Consider the following 6,635-nt stretch of genomic DNA (forward strand, 5'->3'; position numbering starts at 1 on the left):
GGTGTGGGGCGATCTGCAGCGCGCGGCCGGCGCCACCGAACGTTTGCTGCAACTGCTGGTGGCGCGCTCGCCGGTCGTGCAGGCCGAGACCACGGTCGCGCTGCCTGTGCGAGGGGAGGGCCTCCGCTTCGACAACGTCAGCTTCTCGTATCCATCGCGTCCTGGCATTGCGGCGCTCTCCGCACTCTCGCTCGATGTCCGTCCAGGTGAACACGTGGCATTGGTTGGCCCGTCCGGTGCAGGCAAGACCACGCTGTTCCAGTTGCTGCTGCGCTTTTACGATCCGCAGTCCGGCAGCATCCTGATCAACGGCGTCCCGACGCGCGAAGTGCCGCTGGTCGAATTACGTAAGGAAATCGGTGTGGTGCTGCAGGAATCGGTGATCTTTTCTGGCAGCGTGCTCGACAACATCCGCTACGGCGCGCCGGAAGCCACCCTCGCGCAAGTCCAGCGGGCGGCCGACATGGCTGCTGCGGCTGGCTTTATCGAAGAACTGCCGCAAGGCTACGATACCTTTCTCGGCGAGCGCGGCGTGCGACTGTCCGGCGGACAGCGTCAGCGCATCGCGATCGCCCGCGCGATCCTGAAGAATCCGCCCATCCTGCTGCTGGACGAAGCCACCAGCGCGCTCGATGCCGCCAGCGAACGCCTCGTGCAACTCGCGCTGGACAATGCCGCGCAGAATCGCACCACGCTGGTCATCGCGCACCGTCTTGCTACGGTGCAGCAAGCTGACCGCATCGTCGTGCTGGAACAAGGCCGCATCGTCGCGCAGGGCCGTCACGCCGAACTCCTTCTGAGCTCACCGCTCTATGCCCAGCTAGCAGCCCTTCAGTTCGGCGAGCAGGTGGGGCAGGGCGCGCAGCGCGGCACTGTGCCGTGCCCGATTACGTAACAGGGAACGTCACGGCGAGGACTCGTCACGGCGAGGGCCCGTCACGGTACGGAAAGAGGAAACTCCGTGTCGAAACTTGGGGCGACATCGAGCGGTGTCTTGATGACGTCCGCGCGATGGTACAAGTCAGCCGTTTTCTGCTGCTCGGCGATGAGCTTGTCATCGATGGCGACAGGATGAAGTTGCGCGCGCTGATAGACCGTCTGCAACACATCGGGTAGCGCACATTCTTAAGTTATCCTGATGCTTCGAGGGTGATGTGTTTTGCGACGAGATAGCGCTTTGTGCAGACGATTTGACGACGGTCGGGACCACCTTGATAAGATGGATTGTGTACCGCGCGAAAATCTGAAAGAGTCTGGACGCTTTAGGAGAGAACATGAAAAAGTCGGGTTCGACTGAGGGCCAGTCGGCGTCTGAGTTGATTGACCAAAAAATCACCGAACTCGCGGACTGGCGCGGGGAGACCTTGAGCAGGATGCGCAAGCTCGTCAAAGAGGCAGACCCGGACGTCGTGGAGGAGTGGAAGTGGATGGGCACTCCGGTGTGGTCGCACGACGGGATCATCTGCACTGGCGAGTCTTACAAGTCGATCGTGAAGTTGACCTTCGCCAAGGGGGCTTCGCTGGACGACCCGGCCAAGCTCTTCAACGCGAGCCTCGACGGGAACGTAAGGCGCGCGATTGACATCCATGAGGGGAAGGAGGTCGACTCGGTTGCGTTTCAGGCGCTCATCCGTGCCGCGATCACCCTTAATACATCCAACGCAAAGGCAAAGCCAAGGAGAGCGAAGTAGGCTACGCAATTCACGCCCTTTCTGGACCGAGTGGACTCTCCGCGTGAGGCTCACTGAAGGGCAATAACGCGCTTGAAGTCCGCGCTAAACGGGCTTCTTGTTGTGTGGCGAGCCCAGGTAAGTATTCCTCGGTCCGTCGACAGGGCGGTTCCATTTACCGCGTATTGAACACGGTTATCCAATACCGTTCACGGCCTGCTCACTCGCCCGGAAGGCCGCTCGCTCGTTACTTCTTGAGCAGGGGAACGGTACCGGCGGTGGCGCCGGTGGTTGGAGGCACTGCACGGGCGGGTGGAGGCCCTCCGAACACCCCGTTGGTGGGTCCGTAGTAGGGACGGGCAGTGCTGGGGCTTGTGGAATTGGCGTTGTTCCGCGCGGCGTTTTCAGCCTGCGCGTTCGTGGCTTGAACTTCCAGCAGTTTTTGCTCCCGGTCGTTCTGCGCCATAGCGTTGCCCACTTCGAGTAAGCAGCACACACATATGAAGGGAGCGACAAGCGTCCGTCTGGTCATGAGCATCTCCTAATTCAAGTGAGCATTGCCCGGACGTCTTTAGGGGCGCCGGGTCAACACCTACTTTTTAATGGTGCGCTTTTATGAATTGCTTGACAAGGCGAGTCGGCTCGAGTTCGCCGGCGTACGACATTCCGAGATTTGACCGGGTTTTCCTCGAACCTGAAGAAAGCCAGTCGGACGGCTGCACGACCGATCGGTATTCAGCCAGCGGTCAGCTCGCGACGCACGATAGCTGTACCGTCCACCATTGCCTTCATCTTGCCGAACGCCACATCGCGCGGCAGATATTTCAATCCGCAATCGGGCGCCACGATCACATTCTCGGGATCGACGTGGGGGAGAGCCCGGCGGATCCGTGCGGCGACGATCTCCGGTGTTTCGACGGTCAAATCCGATAGGTCAAGCACGGTCAGAATGATGGTCTTACCGCGCAACTTCTCAGAAGTTGGCGGTAACGTACTGCCTTTAGGCGGAAGCGCGCAGCTTCTTGGCAGCGGCCACCATGTTGGTCAGTGCCGGAATGACTTCTTCCCACTGGCGCGTCTTCAGGCCGCAGTCAGGGTTCACCCACAGGCGCTGCGCCGGAATGCGTTCAGCGGCCTTCTTCATCAGTTGAACGATGTGTTCTTCGGTCGGAATGTTCGGCGAGTGAATGTCGTACACGCCCGGGCCGATTTCGTTCGGGTAGTTGAAGTTGTCGAACGCGTCCAGCAACTCCATGTCCGAGCGCGAGGTCTCGATGGTGATCACGTCGGCGTCCATGCCGGCGATCGACGCGATGATGTCGTTGAACTCCGAATAGCACATATGCGTGTGGATTTGCGTTTCGTCATCCACGCCATTGGCGGTGATACGGAACGACGTCACGGCCCAGTCCAGGTATTCCTGCCATTGCGACTTACGCAACGGCAGACCTTCACGCAAAGCCGCTTCGTCGATCTGGATGACGCGCACGCCGGCCTTTTCGAGGTCCAGCACTTCTTCGCGGATCGCGAGTGCCAGTTGGTAGCACGAGACCGAACGCGATTGGTCGTCGCGCACGAAGGACCAGTTCAGGATCGTGACCGGGCCGGTCAACATGCCCTTCATCGGCTTGTTGGTGAGCGACTGGGCGTACTTGATCCATTCGACGGTCATCGCCTTCGGGCGGCTGATGTCCCCGAACAGGATAGGCGGCTTCACGCAACGCGAGCCATACGACTGCACCCAGCCGAACTGGCTGAAGGCGTAGCCATCGAGCTGTTCGCCGAAGTATTCCACCATGTCGTTACGCTCGGCTTCACCGTGCACCAGCACGTCCAGCCCCAGCGCTTCCTGCTCGCGTACGCTGCGTTCGATCTCGGCGCGCATCGCGCTCTTGTAACCGGCTTGGTCGAGCGCACCGCTCTTGAACTGGCTGCGCGCATGGCGGATCTCGCCGGTCTGCGGGAACGAGCCGATGGTCGTGGTCGGGTAAGCCGGCAGCTTCAACAATGCGGCTTGCTTGTCGGCGCGGGCCGGATAGGCGTTCTTGCGTTGACCCAGCGTCGGCGTGATTTTCGCGAGGGCGGCCTTGACGGCAGGGCTGTTCACACGCGGCGACGCGCGACGTGCGGCAATAGCGGCACCGTTAGCGGCCAGCTCTGCCTTGACGGCGTCGCGGCCCTGGTTCAGCGCGGTGGCCAACACCTTCAGTTCGCCCAGCTTTTGCAGTGCGAAGGCGAGCCACGAGCGGACTTCCGCATCCAGTTTCTGTTCGCTTTCCAGATCCACCGGCACATGCAGAAGCGAGCACGACGGTGCGATCCAGAGGCGTTCGCCCAGTTGCTTCGCGACGGGTTCGAGCCAGTCAAGCACGCTGGCCAGATCCGTCTTCCAGATGTTCCGGCCGTTGATCACGCCTAGCGACAGCACGCGGTCCTTAGGCAATTGTGCAATCACTGCATCGACTTCGGCGTGGGCATTAATCGCATCCAGATGCAGGCCCTGCACCGGCAGCTTGCAAGCCAGCGACAGGTTGTCCAGCAACTGGCCGAAGTACGTAGCCAGTAACAGCTTCACCTTGCTGTTCGCCAGCGCTCCGTACGCGGTGACGTACGCTTGTTGCCATTCAGCAGACAGCTCAGTGACGAGAATCGGCTCATCAATCTGGACCCATTCAACGCCTTGCGTCGCCAGCGTGGCCAGCAGTTCAGCATAGACGGGCAGCAGGCGGGGCAGCAGCGCCAGCTTGTCGGAGTCGTCCTTGGCCTTGCCGAGCGCCAGATAGGTTATTGGGCCGACGATCACCGGCTTGGCTTTGACGCCTTGTGCCTTGGCCTCAGCCAGTTGTTCCAGCAGGCGTGACGGGTCGAGTTTGAATTCGGTGGCAGCGCTGAATTCGGGGACGATGAAGTGATAGTTGGTGTCGAACCACTTGGTCATCTCGCCGGCAGCGACGCCGCCGCCGCAGCATGCGCTATGGTCTTCGGCGCCCTTGGCGGTTCGGCCGCGGGCGACGCGAAAGGTGTTGTCGAGCGTATCGCCGTGAAAGCCCTGCACGCGTTCCGGCAGGTTGCCCAGGGTGAAGCTCATGTCCAGCACCTGGTCGTAGAAGGCGAAATCGCCCACGGCAGCGAGACCCAGGTCGGCCTGGTGCGCCCAGTGACGTTGGCGCAGTTGCGCCCCCAACGCTTTCAGTTCGCCGAGCGACGACTCGCCTTTCCAGTAGGACTCGAGTGCGAATTTCAGTTCGCGCTTCGCGCCGATGCGGGGGAAACCCAAATTGTGTGTCATTGCCATCGTGTCGCCTTGATTCGGTCAGGTTGCGGATGGGCGAATCGTATCGAAGGCGATTTATGAAGTAAAATGATGATAATTCAACGAACAATTAGTTTTGCTCATGCACCATGCTTGAAAGAATTCATCTCGCCATCGTCCAGGCGGTGGACAAATACGGCTCGCTCACCGCTGCGGCGGAAATCCTGTGCGTCACGCAATCCGCACTCAGCCACTCCATGAAAAAGCTGGAGCAGCAACTGGGTGTCGACATCTGGTTGCGCGAGGGGCGCAGTCTGCGATTGACGCAGGGCGGTCAATATCTGCTTGCCGTTGCGAACCGCGTGCTGCCGCAACTGGCGCTCGCCGAAGAGCGCCTTGGCCAGTACGCGCAGGGTGAGCGCGGCGCGCTACGCATTGGTATGGAGTGCCATCCTTGTTACCAGTGGTTGCTCAAGGTGGTGTCGCCGTATCTTGCGCGCTGGCCGGACGTGGATGTCGATGTCAAGCAGAAATTCCAGTTTGGCGGCATCGGCGCCTTGTTCGGCTACGAGATCGACTTGCTCGTGACGCCAGATCCGCTCTACAAGCCGGGCTTGCGCTTCGAACCGGTTTTCGACTACGAGCAGGTATTGGTCGTGAACCGCGAGCATCCGCTGGCCACGGCCGACTTTGTGAAGCCGGAGCAGTTGACTCGGGAGGTGTTGATCACTTATCCGGTAGAGACCGACAGGCTCGACATCTACAACCAGTTTCTGATGCCGGCAGGTATCACGCCCCGGCGGCACAAGGCGATCGAGACCACCGATATCATGCTGCAGATGGTGGCAAGCGGCAGGGGCGTCGCGGCGCTGCCTCGCTGGCTGGTGGAAGAGTATGCGGACAAGATGAACGTCGTCCCGGTGCGCCTGGGGCGAAAGGGCATCGCCAAGCAGATTTTCCTGGGCGTCCGCGAGGCTGAAACTGACATTGACTACCTCAAGGCCTTCATCGACCTGGCGCGCATGCCGGCGGGGGCTCCGCGCGCATGATTGAAATCAGCAAGCGGGAGAACTTCTACCAGCAGGAATATTGCGGCTGCGTCTACTCCCTGCGCGATACCAATCAACACCGCGTGCCAAACCCCCAAACAAAAAAACCGCGCTAATTGCTGAGCGCGGTTCTTGTACAAGCTTCGCGCGAAACACGCGCATCTCAGTTACTGAGCCTGAATCTTCCTCGGCTTCGCTGGGGTCTGCACTTTGTTGTACTCGAACTCTGGCGTGTCCTTGAGCGCTTCCTTCGTTGCGCCGGCCAGATAGAAGTTCCCGTTACGGATGTCGAGCGAGCCGATGGGTACTGCGACGTCATGCGTGGCGACGCCGAGGAACCCGCCAGTGGCGATGACGGCAGCCGAGACCGTCGTATCCGGCGAAATCACCAGATCGAGGATGGAGCCGATTTTCTCGTTCTTGTCGTTGTAGACGGCTTTCCCAAGGATGCTCTTCTTAGCGCTCCATCCCTGCAGCAACGCTTGCGACTGTTGGACTGTCACGCTCAGCGGTTGCGTGCCGGCTACTTGCGCCTGCGCACTGATACTTGCCGTGCCAATCAAGGTTGCAAGCGTTACTGTTTGCCAAATTTTCATATCGGTTTCTCATTTCGGTAGGGTGGCTACCCTCAGCAATTCCCAGGCCTGCCAGCTAACGTTCGTC

General features: G+C 60.3%; 7 protein-coding genes and 2 pseudogenes. 4 read left to right on the plus strand and 5 right to left on the minus strand.

What is annotated here, in order from left to right; genetic code table 11:
- A partial coding sequence (locus WCA53_RS09695) for an ABC transporter ATP-binding protein (protein WP_423908478.1) occupies positions 1–895 on the plus strand: 895 nt, incomplete at its 5' end.
- Between the two features lie 41 nt (positions 896–936).
- On the opposite strand, the pseudogene WCA53_RS09700 reads toward WCA53_RS09695, so the two are convergent.
- Positions 937–1,113, minus strand: a pseudogene (locus WCA53_RS09700) (aliphatic sulfonates ABC transporter substrate-binding protein); the annotation flags it as partial.
- 161 nt (positions 1,114–1,274) lie between these two features.
- On the opposite strand from WCA53_RS09700, the gene WCA53_RS09705 reads away from it, so the two are divergent.
- Entirely contained in the window at positions 1,275–1,691 is a 417-nt protein-coding gene (locus tag WCA53_RS09705) for a DUF1801 domain-containing protein (protein WP_423908480.1), read from the plus strand.
- 226 nt (positions 1,692–1,917) lie between these two features.
- Here the strand turns inward: WCA53_RS09705 and WCA53_RS09710 are convergent, their stop codons facing one another.
- The 3 genes from WCA53_RS09710 to metE form a co-directional block, all read right to left on the minus strand.
- Positions 1,918–2,136, minus strand: a complete 219-nt coding sequence (locus WCA53_RS09710; protein WP_423908482.1) for a hypothetical protein — start codon at positions 2,134–2,136, stop codon at positions 1,918–1,920.
- Positions 2,137–2,405: 269 nt separating this feature from the next.
- The gene (locus WCA53_RS09715; RefSeq protein WP_423908484.1) at positions 2,406–2,639 is read right to left on the minus strand and encodes a hypothetical protein; all 234 of its coding nucleotides are present in this window, start codon (positions 2,637–2,639) and stop codon (positions 2,406–2,408) included.
- 31 nt (positions 2,640–2,670) lie between these two features.
- On the minus strand, positions 2,671–4,965 hold the full coding sequence (gene metE, locus WCA53_RS09720) for a 5-methyltetrahydropteroyltriglutamate--homocysteine S-methyltransferase (protein WP_423908486.1): 2,295 nt from the start codon (positions 4,963–4,965) through the stop codon (positions 2,671–2,673).
- A 107-nt stretch (positions 4,966–5,072) separates the two neighbouring features.
- On the opposite strand from metE, the gene WCA53_RS09725 reads away from it, so the two are divergent.
- Both WCA53_RS09725 and WCA53_RS09730 read left to right on the plus strand, forming a co-directional pair.
- Positions 5,073–5,972 (plus strand): LysR family transcriptional regulator, encoded by a 900-nt coding sequence (locus WCA53_RS09725; RefSeq protein WP_423908489.1) that lies wholly within the window; start codon positions 5,073–5,075, stop codon positions 5,970–5,972.
- Positions 5,951–6,088 (plus strand): annotated as a pseudogene (locus WCA53_RS09730) (epoxyqueuosine reductase QueH); the annotation flags it as partial. The gene WCA53_RS09725 and the pseudogene WCA53_RS09730, both read left to right, overlap by 22 nt.
- A 51-nt stretch (positions 6,089–6,139) precedes the next feature.
- Here the strand turns inward: WCA53_RS09730 and WCA53_RS09735 are convergent.
- Complete coding sequence (locus tag WCA53_RS09735; protein WP_423908491.1) at positions 6,140–6,568, minus strand: PRC-barrel domain-containing protein; 429 nt, start codon at positions 6,566–6,568, stop codon at positions 6,140–6,142.
- Positions 6,569–6,635: the final 67 nt, after the last annotated feature.

The organism is Caballeronia sp., assembly GCF_049581465.1.
Taxonomy (GTDB): domain Bacteria; phylum Pseudomonadota; class Gammaproteobacteria; order Burkholderiales; family Burkholderiaceae; genus Caballeronia.